Here is a 14,923-nt window from a genome sequence, read left to right on the forward strand (position 1 = left end):
ATGAGACATAGATACGTTGTAGTAATTATGTATCTAAATTTTGTACATAAACGGCATTTTCTTCAATAAATTCACGACGTGGCGGAACTTCGTCCCCCATAAGCATTTCCATAACATCGTTAGCAATCTCAGCATCATCGATCGTTACACGAAGTAAGCGACGATTTTCTGGATTCATTGTTGTATCCCACAGTTGCTCGTAGTCCATCTCTCCAAGACCTTTATAGCGTTGTAGAGAGTAACGCGCATCTGGATTTTCTGCTTGCCATTTGCGTAATTGTTCGTCTGTATCAAGGTACAATTCTTTTTTACCTTGTTTAATTTGGTAAAGAGGCGGTTGAGCAATATAAATGTAACCCGCTTCTAGTAACGGACGCATATAACGGAAAATTAATGTTAATAATAGCGTACGAATATGTGCTCCATCAACATCCGCATCGGTCATCAAAATTAATTTATGATAACGAGCTTTTGATACATCAAATTCAGCACCAAAACCTGTTCCCATTGCAGTAAATAATGAACGGATTTCTTCGTTATTTAAGATACGATCCATTGACGCTTTTTCAACGTTAAGAATTTTACCACGAATGGGTAAAATTGCTTGGTACATTCTTGAACGTCCTTGTTTCGCTGATCCACCGGCAGAGTCACCCTCCACGATAAATAATTCACTTTTTTCTGGATCACGACTTGAACAGTCAGCTAACTTACCTGGTAAGTTAGCAATTTCTAAGCCAGATTTCTTACGTGTCATTTCACGGGCACGTTTTGCCGCATTTCTTGCGCGTGAAGCTAAAATACCTTTTTCGATAATGATTTTTGCTACTTTTGGATTTTCTAATAAGAAAGATTCGTAATTAGACGAAAAAAGACGGTCTGTAATTGTACGAACTTCAGAGTTACCAAGTTTCGTCTTTGTTTGTCCCTCAAATTGTGGGTCCGGATGTTTAACAGACAATACAATAGTTAAACCTTCTCGAGTATCATCTCCAGATAAATTATCATCTGAGTCTTTTAGTAAGTTATTTGAACGTGCATAATCATTGATGACACGCGTTAATCCAGCTTTTAACCCAGATTCATGTGTTCCACCTTCGTGGGTATGAATATTATTAGCAAAAGATAGAATTTTAGTTACGTAATCGGTTGTATATTGTAAAGCAATCTCAACTTGAATCCCGTCAGATTCACCTTCTAAATAAATTGGTTTCTCATGTAAAACTTGCTTGTCTTCATTGATATATTCAACAAAACTTTGAATACCACCTTCGTAGAAGAAACTATCTGATTCTTCACGCTCTTCACGTTTATCTTCTAGACTAATACGTAAACCTTTATTTAAGAAAGCTAATTCACGAATACGTTCTTTTAAGATATTGTATTTAAAGTCCGTTGTATCAGTAAAGATCGTTGGATCGGCTTTAAAGTTTACTTTTGTTCCTGTATGTTCAGATGTTCCGACGATTTCCAATTCTTTCGCGATATTCCCGCGTTCAAATTCTTCACGGTATACTTTACCATTACGGGAAACCTCGACGTATAAGTGAGAAGACAGTGCGTTTACGACTGCTGCACCTACCCCGTGAAGTCCTCCGGAAACTTTATAACCGCCCCCACCGAATTTACCTCCAGAGTGAAGCATCGTAAAGACGGTCTCAACAGCGGGACGACCCGTTTTTTCTTGAGTATCTACTGGAATTCCACGACCATTATCGGTAACTGTAATTGTATTATCTGCTTCGATAACGACTTCGATATGATCACTATAACCTGCAAGTGCCTCGTCAATTGAATTATCAACGATTTCCCACACTAAGTGATGTAAACCATCAATACTTGTCGTTCCTATATACATACCTGGACGCTTACGAACCGCTTCAAGACCTTCAAGGACTTGAATCTGATTCGCGTCATAGTTTTGTTCATTAATATTATCTGGCATGTTCTACTCTCCTTCTTCGGTAATCTGCCCATCTTCAACATACAAGATTTGTGCATGTTCTAATTGTGTCAGGTTTAACCCTTTAATTGTAGCTGTCGTTAGGAATGTTTGAACTTTCCCTTCAATCTGGCTCATTAATATATGTTGTCGATTATCATCTAATTCAGATAAGACATCATCTAATAGTAAAATTGGATATTCTCCAATCCGATTATTTAGCCATTCAATCTCAGCTAACTTCAAAGATAGGACAATTGTTCTTTGCTGTCCTTGCGATGCGAAGTTTTGTGCATCTTTTTCATTCAATGAAAAATACAAATCATCACGATGGGGCCCATAAGCGGTAACGCCCCGTTCTTTTTCTCTTTCGAGAGAATTCTCATATAAACGATGGAATTGTTGGTCAAGTGTATCTAATTGCTCATAATCTAACTTCGATGTACTGCTCTTATATTCCAAACTCAAAATATCACGTTGATTTGAAAGTGACTTATGAATAGGGCGAGCAAGTTCATCAAGAGCTTCTACAAATTCAATTCGATAAGTAATGATTTCAACCGCTTTTTCGATGAGCTGGTCCGTAATCACATCAAAATAAACTGGATCGAATTGTTTTTTGTAGCCATTTTCTTTTAAATAGCGATTGCGCTGCTTTAAAATGCGATTGTAATCAAGAAGTGCTTGTAGATAAACTGGATGGGATTGTCCCAACTCAGAATCTAAAAATTTGCGTCTCAAACTAGGAGAGCCTTTAATTAACTGAAGATCCTCCGGTGCAAATAAAACGACATTTAATTTTCCGATAAAATGACTTAGCTTTGCTTGTTCAATATAGTTTACCTTAGCAATTTTACCTTTAGGGCCTAAAGACAGTGACAAAGGAAAGTCATAATTTTTGGTTTCAATTGTCGCTTCAACTTGAGCGTAAGATTCACCCCAACGAATTAACTCATTATCATGGTTGGTCCGATGACTTTTTGCCATGGATAACAAAAAAATCGCCTCAAGGAGATTGGTTTTTCCTTGGGCATTTTCACCAGTTAAAATCGTTAAGCCGTCATTAAATGTTAAGTCAAGCAATTCATAATTACGATAATTTTTTAGTTGTAGTTGCTTTACTTTCATTAATCTCTATTTTTAATGAATACTTTTACTTCCTCGTGAGGGAATTCAATGACATCGCCTTCGCGTAGTTTACGTCCACGGCGTTGTTCTTCTTCATCATTTACATAGACAAAATATTCGCTTAAATACCATTTTGCCATTCCACCACTTTGGATAATATCAGTAATTTTTAAAACTTGACCTAAAGTTACATACTCCGTCGTAATTTCTATTACACGTTCATCCATTTTTTATCACCCAATCAGCATATTTATTCTCTTATATTATACCTTTAAATTGTCTAAACATCAAATTTAATAGCTATTTTTACGTCATTTTAGCTTTTAAATACATTATTAGGTAGAAAAGCTTATTTTTTAACATTTACCCAAAACCGGCTATTTTTTGTATTTATGGAAAATGACTGGTTTGGCAACTAATTTTAAAATAATTCTTCTCGCTTAGAAAAGTTATGCACATGGGGATAACTTTTCTAAGCGAAACTACTTATTTTCGCAACAGTTCATTATAACTTAGTTGCTCGTTTCAGACAACTTAATATAAAAAAACTCCTAATCTTACTAACCGCTTGGGCTAGATAAGACAGGAGCTTCATTTCAAAATTAGTGCGTACGAATTGGTGTTAATAATTGCAGTAATTCATTGTTAGGTGTTTCACTTTTCTCAAGAGCCGAAATTAATAAAGGACGGACACTTGAAGTAAAGCCAACATTAATGTCAACACCACTAAATGAGCGTAAAGCATCTTTCATATAATCAGGGTTAAATGAAATTTTAATTGGTTCACCTGTGATTGACTTAGCACTGATTGATTCATTCGCGGAACCTAAACTGCTTCCTTGAACAGATAAATCAATGTTGTCATCCGTAATGTCTAATTGAACGACGTTATTTTTACCTTGATGTGACATTAGACTTGCACGGTCAATCGCATGTAGGAATTGATCTGCGTTTAAGACAATTTCAGTCGTATGTGATGAAGGTAATAAACGATCTGTATCAGGATAATTCCCTTCAAGTAAACGAGAATAGATTGTTAAATTATCAATTAAAAAGATAACTTGTTGTTCTGTCACAATCATTTCAATCATTTGATCATCTTGAACAATCCGTTCTAATTCATTCAATGTTTTCTTAGGTATTGTGATTGCTTCAAAGTTAGCTTGATCCGTTGTAAATTCAACAGGGATTTGGCGACGACTTAGTCGGTGACTATCTGTAGCAACACCTGTAATGTGACCTTCGTTCATCATTAAGTGAACCCCTGTTAAGACAGGACGGCTTTCTTGATTTGATGCTGAGAAGATTGTTTGACTAATTAATTCTTTAAATAATACCGTTGGTAAGTTGATCTTACGATCGGATTCAATCTCAGGTAAGCGAGGGTATGATTGTCCATCTGTACCGTTCAATGAGAAAATCGCTTCTCCTGAAGTAGCTGTTAATATGAATTGCTCATTTGTTTCGATCGTCACTTTAGTTGTAGGTAGTTTTCGTACAATATCATTAAAAATTCTAGCTGTTACAACGATACTACCAGTTTCTTCAATTTCTAAACCTAAAGAATCATCTTGTACTGATAAGAAACTTTCAATAGATATCTCAGCGTCAGAACCAATTAAAGTAATACCTTCTTTTGTCGCTGTAATTTTTATACCAGTTAAAATAGGGATTGTTGCTTTCGAGGGAATTGCTCGAGATACGTCAATTAATTGTGCAGTAAATGCTGCTCTTCCAATAGTAAATTTCATATCGTCACTCCTTATATATATATTATATATTAATAAATAAGTAATAGTAGTAGTAGGGGCTGTTAATTCTGTGCATAATCATCATTGATGCATGAATGTAAGCCAAAATGCTTGTTCGTCAACATGTGCATAAGTCCAGAGTTCAGTCACAACTTATACACATGTTAATAATTTATCTTTGAAGTCTTTGCTTCAATTGATTGATTTCATTCTTCAATTGAATGTCTGTTTCAATCTCATCTGTGATTTTCTCATAGGCATGAATGACGGTTGTATGATTTTTATTCCCAAAGTATTCTCCGATTTTAGGGAAAGACATTTCCGTTAATTCACGTGTTAGATACATCGCTACTTGGCGCGGGAAGACAATATTTTTAGTTCGTTTTTTACCACGAATGTCTTCAGGGGTGATTTGATAATAGCGACTGACGTAATCAATAACTTCATCAGGTGTTAGAGGCTTCGCTTCGCCTTTATTAATGATATTATGTAATGCAGAGGCAGCAAGTTCGGTATCAATTTCTTTTCCTTGAATGGCTGCATAAGCAATCACTCGCACTAAAGCACCTTCTAATTCACGAATGTTGGTGTCGACGTTATTGGCGATATACGTTAATGTATCAGGGCTCACATCTAATTGCTCACTAGACGCTTTTTTACGAAGAATCGCAATCCGTGTCTCCAAATCCGGTGGAGTAATGTCCGTTGATAAGCCCCATTTAAAGCGGCTTATTAAACGTTCTTCCAAATTTGTAATGTTGTTCGGTAGACGATCACTCGTTAGAACAATTTGCTTATTATTATTATAAAGCTCATTAAATGTATGGAAAAACTCTTCTTGAGTTTTATCTTTCTTAGATAAAAACTGAATGTCATCTATTAATAGAACATCAATTTCACGGTACATACTTCTAAACTCTGCTTGTGACCCATCACGAATCGCTGTAATAAAGTCATTCATGAAAGATTCACTGGTAGAGTATTTTATTCTTGCTGAGGGTTGCTTGCGCTTGATCTCATTACCAATTGCTTGCATTAAGTGAGTTTTACCTAAACCAACGCCTCCGTATATTAATAGAGGATTGTAGGTTTTTCCTGGCGAATCAACGACCGCTAAAGCCGCTCCATTAGCCATCTTATTACCTTCACCGATAACAAATGTCTCAAACACGTAATTTGGGTTTAACTGTGATTCTGAGAATTCACCTGTGTCTTCGACCTCAGGTACGACTTTCTTAGCTTGATTCGATTCACGTTGATCTTCAGGTACGATTACAAAAGTCGGTGTATATTCTAAACCATACACTTCAAGACTAAACTGAATGACGTAACCAGATAGATGTCTTTCCCAATAGTTTTTGGTTAGAGCATTTGGTACAGCTAAAGTGATAGTCTGATCTCCAATTCGAGTTGGATAGACTGGTGCAACCCAATTATCGAATGATTGATCGGACAGGCGTTCACTTATATAGTGCTGGCAATCCCTCCAAAATTTTTCTTTTTCTTCCATTAGATTCAATTCCTCTCAATTACCGAAAACAAATTTCACCATATAATTATAAGTAAAATAATTTTAGCATATTATGAGTTTTCCACAAGCTATAAAAACAAAAATAAGTTATGCACTCATGCACATTTGAGTTATCAACAGGTGAAAAAGAACTGTGCATAAGTGAATTAAAATAGAGTTATCAACACCCAGTTGTGGATAAGTTAGTCTCAATACTTGCCTATCTTATCACATTCTAAAAAGTTATGCACTAAATCTGAGTGAAATTATACACACAATAAACACCTTGTTGATATGTTCATAACTCAAAGAAAAACTTGTGGATAAAAAAATATACATTTCAACTTATGCACAAGGTAAAATTAGTTGTGGATAAGTTTGTTTATAAGTTGCAGTGTTTATGTTAAAATGTATAACGTAAAATAAAAGCAAATAGAATTTATTTGAAAAAAATAATTAATTAATAACTTGACAATCATCCCTTACTTCTATAAAATATTTGAGTATTGTACACATATTGCATTTAGGAGGTGTATACCATGACAAAAAGAACTTATCAACCAAAGAAACGTAAACGTAGTAGAGTACATGGATTCCGTAAGAGAATGAGTACTAAAAACGGCCGTAATGTTTTAAAAAGACGTCGTCTAAAAGGACGTAAGAAAATATCAGCATAATAATAATGATATTTATTGCAAGCATTCATCTAATTTCGCGAAAAGATCGTTGGATTAGATGAATGCTTGTTTTTTTGTATTAATATAGATGAAACGACAGAAACCGTTTTTCTTTTAGTAGAAAATTCGCTATAATGAAAGACAGTGAATGTCAAGAATTTAGATGAATGAGGGAAGTTTGTGAGAAAAGAATATCGTGTAAAAAAAGAATATGAGTTTCAACGGGCATTTCGTGAAGGGGAATCCGTAGCCAATCGGCAGTTAGTGCTTTATGTTTATCCGAAACCTGAACAAGCACATTTTCGTGTCGGATTATCGGTTGGTAAGAAGATTGGGAATGCGGTTGAAAGAAATCAAGTTAAGCGCTACATTCGACAAGCTTTGCAAGAATTAGAGCCTGCGATACAATCAGATATCGATTTTCTTTTGATCGCTCGAAAAGATATTCAAACAAAGACTTTCCACGAAGTAAAAAGCTCGATTATTCACGTTATGAATATAGCGGGGATTCTTGATAAAAAGAATCCAATAATAAATAAAAAGTAGGAGGCGTCAATGAAAAAATATAATAAATGGCTCAAAGTCTTAGTATTACTAGGTTTTGTAGTTTTTCTGACAGCATGTGGTTCCACACAAGAGGCAGTCAATGCTGAAAGTACTGGTTTATGGGATCGTTATATTATTTATAATTTATCTCAACTGATTCTATGGTTATCTAATTTATTTGGTGGTAGCTATCCTTTAGGTATTGCAGTCTTTACGATAATTATTCGTGCATTATTACTACCATTATTCCAAATGCAAATTAAAACACAGCGCAAAACACAAGAGCTGCAACCGGAATTAGATGCAATTAAAGCTAAATATCCTAACAAGGACCGTGCTTCAATGGAAGCAATGCAAGAAGAGCAACAAGCTTTAATGCAAGACCGCGGTGTAAATCAATTTGCTGGATGTTTACCAATGTTAATTCAACTACCAGTAATGATGGCACTTTATCAAGCAATCTTAAGAACAGAAGAATTACGTCAAGGTAACTTCTTATGGATGAACTTAGGTCAACCTGACCCATACTTCGTCTTACCTGTCATTGCTGCTCTATTAACATTTGCAACAACATACTTCTCAATGAAGAGTAATCCTGTGCAAAATACTATGACGAAAAGTATGACATTTGTTTCACCATTAATGATCTTATTAATTGGTTTCACACTACCAAGTGCGATTGCTTTATACTGGGTAATTTCAAATGCCTTTACACTAGCTCAAACATTTATCTTTAATAATCCATACAAGATTATTGCTGAGCGTGAAGCAAAAGCAGAAGCTGAAAAAGAAAAACAACGAGAATTAAAACGTCAATTAAGACGTGCCACTAGTAAAAAGAAATAGAAGTCTCGAAAGGAAGATACGATGTTAGAACACAGTACAACTGTTAGAGCTGAGACGGTTGATAAAGCAATCGAAAAAGGATTAGCCGAACTGAACATCTCACGTTCTGAAGCAGAAATTCATGTTATTAGTGAAGGTAAAAAAGGATTATTTGGTTTTGGTAAGCAAGATGCCATTGTTGAAGTAACAGCGAAAAATGAGTTATCATTATCAGAAATTACTGAACAATTGGAAGAAGAGCAAAAAGTAAAATCAGATACAACAGAGACTCCCATTGAAGCCGAACCGATGGTTGTTGAAGTTGACGAAGAAATTAAAATCACTGAAGTGAAAGAACAACCTAAAGAAAAAGTTGCTCCAAAATCAGAAGTGGTTGAAGCAAAAGCGGTTGAAGAAACTGTGACTGAAGAACCAGTTAAAAAAGAAGTGAAAAAACCTCAACCAAAACCTTCTGTAGAAGCTGAAAAAGAAGTAAAAGCTGAAGCAATAACTGAATCAAAATCAGATGAAGACGACCAACAAGAGACATTTACAATTGAAGAAGCAAGTCAGAAAGTGGCAGTCTACATTCAAGAAGTGATTCAATCCTACGGTGCGAAAGCTGATGTTGAGTTTGAAATATCACGTTCACAAGTGATGTTTAATATTGAAACGGATAAATCAGGCTTAGTTATTGGTAAGCATGGTAAAATCATTAATTCCCTTCAGATTTTATCGCAAACTTACTTCCAAAGCTTATACCGTCGTCGCACATCTATTCTATTGAATGTGGGTGATTACCGTGATCGTCGCGCAAATGTCCTGAGACAAATTGCTCAACGAACGGCCGATGAAGTATTAGAGACGAAACAAACCGTAATCTTAGATCCTTTACCAGCATATGAACGTAAGCAAATTCACGCACATTTAGCAAGAATTGATCGAATTAAAACACACTCAGAAGGTAAAGAACCAAATCGTTATTTAGTAGTAGAATATAAATAAGTGAATTCACACAAAAAAGCTAGGACTTCGGTCCTAGCTTTTTTATTTGGAGGTGATTTTATTAGTTACACGCTTCATTTGAGAGTAGTAATGCTTGTAAAGTACAGAGAATTTACTTCGTTCACTTTCATTCCAAGGTTTATTTTTACCACAAAAGTGTAAGATAACGGTATTATCCATAATCCAATCATAGGAAATCTCTTTTTGACTCATTATTTCATAAAGAAAAGGTAATCTTGAATCAAAATTATATAATTCATCAGGTAGAGGTAAGATTTGGTTTCCATATAGACCATTTAGTACATCTTGATCGGGCATAAGCAAGAAGTCATGATTTTCCTTTATGAAATTATAGATGGTTTCACTTTTCACTTCTTGTCGAATCAAAGTTAAATTCATCAGTAGAACACCGGAATTAAAATAGCTTTTCAATTCACGATTACCTAAGCGTAGACGGTTTATAGTATCCGTTACTTCTAAACGAGTATGGCTAGACGCTGCATAGAGATAATCATTAATATTTTTATTATATAAGAAGGATAAATCATTAATACACAAAACATCAGCATCTAAATATAGAATCTTATCAAGATCTGAAGGAAGAAATTCATGGGCTAGCAATCTATAATAGATTGATTCGGGCCATCTTTCACTAGCGGGAGCGTTTTGGAATATATTCTTTCCGATAATAATAGGCTTATATTCCATTTGGAGTTGCTGACAAAATTTATGAATTAACTTGTTATCTTTTAATTCTTCTTTTTGAAGTACATAGACAACATACGATTCTTCTTTTGTATTATTTCTAATGGATAATAAGGTAGTAAGGAGTGGTTCCGTAAAATTATCAGAAATTGAAAATAATAGATTCATCTTAAAAGCCTCCATTTTTACTGTTGAATCGATTATACCAAAATTAGAGCTAGTTGAATATGAAGGAATAGTTATTATAAAGTTCGATACAATAAGATGCCTTAACATTAAATTTACATAAACTTTACATAGAAAGACCAATCTTTACATAATATTTACGTTAAATTAATATCCACTTTATATGATAAAAGTCGGAAATGAATGCAGGGTTGTTGCGTTTCTAAAATTAATTATAAGGAGGAATTGTATCTTGAATACAATTAAAAAAGTTTTTACATTTATTATTTTAGCCATATTATTTGTGGGTAACTTAGGATTAACTGCAACAGGTGTTTATGCTCAGGAGCCTGTTGAATTAGTTTTCTGGCATGGAATGGGTGGTAATGCTGGTGAAGCATTACAAAGATTAGTTGATGAATTCAATGAATCTCAAGATGGTATTATTGTTAATGCACAATATCAAGGAACTTATGATGAGACGTTAACAAAATTACGCTCATCTGCTTCAGGATCTCAAGTTGGAGCTGACATTGTTCAAGTATTCGAATTAGGAACTACTTTTATGATTGATTCGGGATTAACTGTACCGGTTCAAAATTATATAGATTCAAGTGGTTACGACATCTCTCAAATCGAACCAAACTTAGCTGCATACTATACAATTGATGGTCAATTAAACTCTATGCCATTCAACTCTTCAACTCCAATAATGTATTATAACGCTGACATTTTTGAAGCAGCAGGTATTGAAGAAGCACCTAGTTCTTTAGCAGAAATCCTTGAAATTTCACCACAATTACAAGAAGCTGGAGCAGCAATGCCAATCTCTCTACAAATCTACGGTTGGTATTTAGAACAATGGTTCTCTAAACAAGAAGAAGATATCTATGACAACGGTAATGGACGTGAAGGCGCGCCAACTGAAACTGTATTCGTTGAAAACGGAGCAATGGAAAAAACTATCTCTAAATGGTTAGAAGGTATGGAAGCCGGAGCAATCCCTAACGTAGGACGTACAGGTGGACAACCTGAATTCGTAGCTGGACAATCGGCAATTACAATTGGTTCTACTGCAAGTTTACGTCAAATCTTAACAGAAGTTGACGGACGTTTTGAAGTAGGTACTGCCTACTTCCCAGGTGTTGACGAAGAAGACCAAGGTGGCGTTTCAATCGGTGGAGCTTCATTATGGATGATCGAATCTGGTGACGACGCTAAGAAACAAGCAACTTGGGAATTCATTGAGTTCTTAATTTCACCAGAATCACAAGCGAAATGGAATCGTGATACAGGATACTTCCCAATCACAACAGCAACTCACGAAGAGCAAGTATTCTTAGATAACTTAGCTGAGTTCCCGCAATTCCAAACAGCGATTGACCAATTACATGAGTCAACTCCTGAATCACAAGGAGCATTATCTGGTGTGAACCAAGAAGCACGTCAAATTTATGAGAATGAATTAGAAAACTTATTAAATGGTTCAACAGACGCAGCTGGAGCAACTCAATCGATGGCTGATCAAGTAAACGCAGCAATTGAAAACTACAACGCAGCAAACCAATAATATTCTTTAATATAAGAACAATTCAATAGGAGACAATTACTTAATCTTAGTTTAAAAACTAAGAAGTGGTTGTATCCTATTGTAATTTTATAGAAGTACATTTAATCATTAACATAAATTTAAAGGTTGGGAATATACTGTTGACGTCGTATACCCAACTTTTATTTTTTAGAAAAGAAAGACAAGGAGACAAATATGGAACAAGCAAAAATCATTAAAGAAGAGCGCTCTTTATTTGATCGAATAAAAGGTTATGGCTATTTATTACCTGCTATCATAGTTTTAGGTGTGTTCATGTTTTGGCCATTCATTCAGACGCTTTATAGAAGTTTATTCCTAACGAATAATTTAGGGGAGAATGCAAAGTTTCTTGGTTTAGGTAACTATCAAGAGTTATTAACTAGTAGTAGTTTCTGGAATAGTGTGCTGGTAACGTTAAACTTTGTATTAATTGTTGTAGGTGTTGGAGTAGTTATTGGGTTCTTAACTGCTCTATTGTGTCAGAAAACATTCCCAGGTATTAAATTTTTCAGTGCAAGTTATGCAATGCCTATGGCAATAGCATCTGCAGGAATGGCGATGATTTTTCAAGTGATGCTAAATCCAACCGTAGGTATTGTTAACCGTTTATTTGGTACATTTACTAACTATTTAGCGAATCCAGACTATGCTCTTCTCGCAGTAGGTATTCTAACTGGTTGGTTAAACAGTGGAATGAATTTTCTTTATTTCAGTTCAGGTTTAGCAAGTATTGATGAATCATTATATGAAAGTGGGTCAATTGATGGAGCGAATGGTTTTCAGAAATTTATATTCATCACACTCCCTTCTTTAAAGCCAACGTTATTCTTCGTTATTGTGACGAATGTCATTAATGCTTTCCAAGGTTTCGGGCAGATTAATATCTTAACAAAAGGTGGTCCAGGACAATCTACGAACGTAATTGTTTACGATATCTACCGAAATGCTTTTATGAATTACCGTTATGGATTTGCTTCAGCGGAGTCTGTTGTATTATTCATTATTGTAATGATACTCACAGTGATTATGTTTAAATTTAGAAAGGGGGCAAATAGCTAATGCAAGCACCAATAAATGCTACTGATAAAAGATATATTCGACGCCGAAAATTAGGGAGATTTGCCCTAGTCGTATTAAATGTTATTGCCTGGTTAATTATTATGTTCCCATTAATTTATGCATTTTTGATGGCGATAAAACCATCAGGTGAATTATATGATCCGAATAGTGTGTTATTCCCTCAAAACCCAACATTAACAAACTTTGTTGATGTATTTGATATTGCACCCATCGGTCGCTATATTATGAACTCGCTAATTGTAGCTGTTTCAATTACTTTATTGCAGATAACAACTTCAATCTTAGCAGCCTTTGCTTTTAGATTTTTGAATTTTAAGGGGAAAGGCATTATCTATGGCCTCATCTTATCGACAATGATGATTCCTGGAGAAGCCGTTATTATTTCACAATTCTTAATGGTTTCAGGCTGGGGATTAACTGATTCAATCACTGTATTGATAATTCCTTTTATTGTTTCAGCCTTCAATATATTCTTATGTGTGCAAGCACTAGAAAACTTCCCATATGAGATTTATGAGTCAGCTAAAATAGATGGCTGTAGTGACTTCCGATTTGCTTTTTCAATGGTCTTACCATTAATTAAACCTACAATTGGTGCTATGGCAGTTCAATCATTCCTAGCGGGATGGAACATGTATATGTGGCCGTTATTAGTGACGAATGATGATTCGAACCGAACAGTTCAAATTGGTATTAGTATGCTAAATAGTGTGGATTCACAATCATTAGTTCTAATGGTTGCAGGTGTTGTGATCTGTATGATTCCAAGTTTAGTGATATTCATTGTAGGTCAACGTAATATGGTTAAAGGCTTGACTTCAGGGGCAGTTAAAGGTTAATTCCAATGTTAAGGAGAAGGAAATAATATGGCAAAATTACAATTAAAAAAAGTAGCAAAAGTTTATGAGGATAGCTATAAAGCTGTTAAAAACATTGATTTAGATATTGAAGATAAAGAGTTTATTGTATTAGTAGGACCTTCAGGATGTGGAAAATCTACGACGTTACGTATGATTGCAGGACTTGAAGGAATATCAGAAGGTGAAATGTATATTGGTGATACATTAGTCAATAATATTCCTCCTAAAGAGCGCGATATCGCGATGGTATTCCAATCCTATGCTTTATATCCCCATATGACCGTACGTGATAACATTGCCTTTGCCATGCGTATGGCGGGTGTGAATAAGCAAGAACGATATAAGCGTGTTGATGAAGTCGCAAGAATCTTACAATTATCTGAATTATTGCATAAGAAGCCAGGAGCTTTATCAGGGGGTCAACGTCAACGTGTGGCGCTAGGTCGTGCCATGGTTCGTAATCCTAAAGTATTCTTATTAGATGAGCCTTTATCTAACTTAGATGCAAAATTACGTGTCACCATGCGTTCTGAGATTGTCAGCTTACACCGTAAGCTACAAACGACTTTTGTCTATGTAACCCATGACCAGACTGAAGCAATGACAATGGGAACGCGTATTGCGGTGATTAGTGTTGGGAACGTTGGACAATTCGATACACCTGCTAACCTTTACTATAACCCTGACAATGTCTTTGTGGCAGAATTCATCGGAAGCCCACAGATGAATATGTTAGAAGGTAGATTAGTCAAAGAAGCTGGTGATGTCTTCTTCACAGCCACAGATAAAAAAATCTACCTACCTCAAGAATTGGTTGACCGTATTCATGTTGATATTCAAGGTCAAGAAGTCTTACTAGGTATTCGTCCAGAGAATATTCACTATCAAGCTACTGCAGAAGACGAGAATACCGTGACTGTCCTTGCTAAGAATGTAGAACAAATCGGTTCAGATACCTTTGTTTATTTCGACCTAGAATCTGCCAAACGTGAATGTGCAGCCAGATTCAACCCACCACGTATGGTTCCAATTGAGACTGAAGTACACATTTCACTTGATTTAACGAGAGCTTTATTGTTTGATAAAGAGAGCCAACAAACAATTCTTACTGCACGTTCAGTAGAAGGAGTCCTATAAG

14 protein-coding genes are annotated in these 14,923 nt (G+C 35.3%); 8 read left to right on the forward strand and 6 right to left on the reverse strand.

Features of this window, described 5'->3' with window-relative positions; genetic code table 11:
- Positions 1 to 25 precede the first annotated feature (25 nt).
- The 5 genes from gyrB to dnaA form a co-directional block, all read right to left on the reverse strand.
- Positions 26 to 1,945, reverse strand: coding sequence for a DNA topoisomerase (ATP-hydrolyzing) subunit B (gyrB, locus tag FEZ33_RS02205; RefSeq protein ID WP_138403762.1), 1,920 nt, complete (start codon positions 1,943 to 1,945; stop codon positions 26 to 28).
- 3 nt (positions 1,946 to 1,948) lie between these two features.
- A complete protein-coding gene (gene recF, locus FEZ33_RS02210) occupies positions 1,949 to 3,070 on the reverse strand; it encodes a DNA replication/repair protein RecF (RefSeq protein WP_138403763.1) in 1,122 nt (373 codons plus the stop codon).
- Positions 3,070 to 3,297, reverse strand: coding sequence for a S4 domain-containing protein YaaA (gene yaaA / locus FEZ33_RS02215; RefSeq protein WP_138403764.1), 228 nt, complete (start codon positions 3,295 to 3,297; stop codon positions 3,070 to 3,072). The genes recF and yaaA overlap by 1 nt, the downstream gene beginning before the upstream one ends.
- Before the next feature lie 375 nt (positions 3,298 to 3,672).
- Positions 3,673 to 4,821 (reverse strand): DNA polymerase III subunit beta, encoded by a 1,149-nt coding sequence (dnaN, locus tag FEZ33_RS02220; RefSeq protein ID WP_138403765.1) that lies wholly within the window; start codon positions 4,819 to 4,821, stop codon positions 3,673 to 3,675.
- Between the two features lie 172 nt (positions 4,822 to 4,993).
- On the reverse strand, positions 4,994 to 6,331 hold the full coding sequence (dnaA, locus tag FEZ33_RS02225) for a chromosomal replication initiator protein DnaA (protein ID WP_138403766.1): 1,338 nt from the start codon (positions 6,329 to 6,331) through the stop codon (positions 4,994 to 4,996).
- A gap of 539 nt (positions 6,332 to 6,870) precedes the next feature.
- On the opposite strand from dnaA, the gene rpmH reads away from it, so the two are divergent.
- The 4 genes from rpmH to jag all read left to right on the forward strand — a co-directional run bounded on the left by rpmH (position 6,871) and on the right by jag (position 9,384).
- Entirely contained in the window at positions 6,871 to 7,008 is a 138-nt protein-coding gene (rpmH, locus tag FEZ33_RS02230; RefSeq protein WP_138403767.1) for a 50S ribosomal protein L34, read from the forward strand.
- 180 nt (positions 7,009 to 7,188) lie between these two features.
- Positions 7,189 to 7,554, forward strand: a complete 366-nt coding sequence (gene rnpA / locus FEZ33_RS02235) for a ribonuclease P protein component (protein WP_138403768.1) — start codon at positions 7,189 to 7,191, stop codon at positions 7,552 to 7,554.
- A gap of 9 nt (positions 7,555 to 7,563) precedes the next feature.
- Positions 7,564 to 8,400 carry a membrane protein insertase YidC gene (gene yidC, locus FEZ33_RS02240; protein ID WP_138403769.1) on the forward strand — a complete coding sequence of 279 codons (837 nt, stop codon included), beginning with the start codon at positions 7,564 to 7,566 and terminating at the stop codon, positions 8,398 to 8,400.
- A 21-nt stretch (positions 8,401 to 8,421) separates the two neighbouring features.
- Positions 8,422 to 9,384, forward strand: a complete 963-nt coding sequence (gene jag, locus FEZ33_RS02245; protein ID WP_138403770.1) for an RNA-binding cell elongation regulator Jag/EloR — start codon at positions 8,422 to 8,424, stop codon at positions 9,382 to 9,384.
- Between the two features lie 42 nt (positions 9,385 to 9,426).
- Here the strand turns inward: jag and FEZ33_RS02250 are convergent, their stop codons facing one another.
- Positions 9,427 to 10,257 (reverse strand): glycosyltransferase family 8 protein, encoded by an 831-nt coding sequence (locus FEZ33_RS02250; RefSeq protein ID WP_138403771.1) that lies wholly within the window; start codon positions 10,255 to 10,257, stop codon positions 9,427 to 9,429.
- Between the two features lie 250 nt (positions 10,258 to 10,507).
- Here FEZ33_RS02250 and FEZ33_RS02255 point away from each other — a divergent pair, with 250 nt between their 5' ends.
- The 4 genes from FEZ33_RS02255 to FEZ33_RS02270 all read left to right on the forward strand — a co-directional run bounded on the left by FEZ33_RS02255 (position 10,508) and on the right by FEZ33_RS02270 (position 14,922).
- Positions 10,508 to 11,824 carry an ABC transporter substrate-binding protein gene (locus tag FEZ33_RS02255; RefSeq protein ID WP_235888747.1) on the forward strand — a complete coding sequence of 439 codons (1,317 nt, stop codon included), beginning with the start codon at positions 10,508 to 10,510 and terminating at the stop codon, positions 11,822 to 11,824.
- Between the two features lie 195 nt (positions 11,825 to 12,019).
- Positions 12,020 to 12,904, forward strand: coding sequence for a carbohydrate ABC transporter permease (locus FEZ33_RS02260; protein ID WP_138403773.1), 885 nt, complete (start codon positions 12,020 to 12,022; stop codon positions 12,902 to 12,904).
- Positions 12,904 to 13,764: a carbohydrate ABC transporter permease gene (locus tag FEZ33_RS02265; RefSeq protein ID WP_138403774.1), complete on the forward strand. Its 861-nt coding sequence runs from the start codon at positions 12,904 to 12,906 to the stop codon at positions 13,762 to 13,764. Before FEZ33_RS02260 ends, FEZ33_RS02265 begins: the two co-directional genes overlap by 1 nt.
- Before the next feature lie 27 nt (positions 13,765 to 13,791).
- Positions 13,792 to 14,922, forward strand: coding sequence for an ABC transporter ATP-binding protein (locus FEZ33_RS02270; protein ID WP_138403775.1), 1,131 nt, complete (start codon positions 13,792 to 13,794; stop codon positions 14,920 to 14,922).
- Position 14,923: the final 1 nt, after the last annotated feature.

Origin of the sequence: Ruoffia tabacinasalis, assembly GCF_005864045.1 — a bacterium.
GTDB classification, from domain to species: domain Bacteria; phylum Bacillota; class Bacilli; order Lactobacillales; family Aerococcaceae; genus Ruoffia; species Ruoffia tabacinasalis.

Excerpts from the sequence above, each read along its gene's own strand:
- recF (WP_138403763.1), bottom strand. The coding sequence starts at position 3,070 with ATGAAAGTAAAGCAACTACAACTAAAAAATTATCGTAATTATGAATTG.
- jag (WP_138403770.1), top strand. The coding sequence starts at position 8,422 with ATGTTAGAACACAGTACAACTGTTAGAGCTGAGACGGTTGATAAAGCA.
- FEZ33_RS02270 (WP_138403775.1), top strand. The coding sequence starts at position 13,792 with ATGGCAAAATTACAATTAAAAAAAGTAGCAAAAGTTTATGAGGATAGC.
- rpmH (WP_138403767.1), top strand. The coding sequence starts at position 6,871 with ATGACAAAAAGAACTTATCAACCAAAGAAACGTAAACGTAGTAGAGTA.
- yidC (WP_138403769.1), top strand. The coding sequence starts at position 7,564 with ATGAAAAAATATAATAAATGGCTCAAAGTCTTAGTATTACTAGGTTTT.
- dnaA (WP_138403766.1), bottom strand. The coding sequence starts at position 6,331 with ATGGAAGAAAAAGAAAAATTTTGGAGGGATTGCCAGCACTATATAAGT.
- FEZ33_RS02250 (WP_138403771.1), bottom strand. The coding sequence starts at position 10,257 with ATGAATCTATTATTTTCAATTTCTGATAATTTTACGGAACCACTCCTT.
- FEZ33_RS02265 (WP_138403774.1), top strand. The coding sequence starts at position 12,904 with ATGCAAGCACCAATAAATGCTACTGATAAAAGATATATTCGACGCCGA.
- dnaN (WP_138403765.1), bottom strand. The coding sequence starts at position 4,821 with ATGAAATTTACTATTGGAAGAGCAGCATTTACTGCACAATTAATTGAC.
- gyrB (WP_138403762.1), bottom strand. The coding sequence starts at position 1,945 with ATGCCAGATAATATTAATGAACAAAACTATGACGCGAATCAGATTCAA.
- FEZ33_RS02260 (WP_138403773.1), top strand. The coding sequence starts at position 12,020 with ATGGAACAAGCAAAAATCATTAAAGAAGAGCGCTCTTTATTTGATCGA.
- yaaA (WP_138403764.1), bottom strand. The coding sequence starts at position 3,297 with ATGGATGAACGTGTAATAGAAATTACGACGGAGTATGTAACTTTAGGT.